This is a genomic window from Bradyrhizobium uaiense (assembly GCF_010811875.1).
Taxonomy (GTDB): Bacteria; Pseudomonadota; Alphaproteobacteria; order Rhizobiales; family Xanthobacteraceae; genus Bradyrhizobium; species Bradyrhizobium uaiense.
Genome location: NZ_VKHP01000828.1, coordinates 1 through 246 on the forward strand (window position 1 = coordinate 1; position 246 = coordinate 246).

The window sequence follows — 246 nt, forward strand, 5'->3', positions numbered from 1 at the left end:
TAGTCCGACGACAGCGCCATGCCTTGTCCGGCAATCGCGATCGCAATGGCGCCGCCGAGCGGCGACAGGCCGGCCGCAATCGCCGCGGGCAGCAGCACCGCAGAGACCAGCGGCACTGCCGGCGTCGCACCCGGGATCAGCGCCAAGGCGGCCGGCGCTGCGGTCAGCGCCGCCACCGTCGCGGACCGCGCGCTGGTGCTCTCCCTCATCACCGGCGGGATAGCATTGACGCTCGCCTATTTCTCG

At 72.0% G+C, this 246-nt stretch carries 1 pseudogene; it reads right to left on the reverse strand.

Annotation, left to right across the window (positions count from 1 at the left end):
* Positions 1-209: pseudogene (locus FNJ47_RS47645) on the reverse strand (hypothetical protein); the annotation flags it as partial.
* Positions 210-246: the final 37 nt, after the last annotated feature.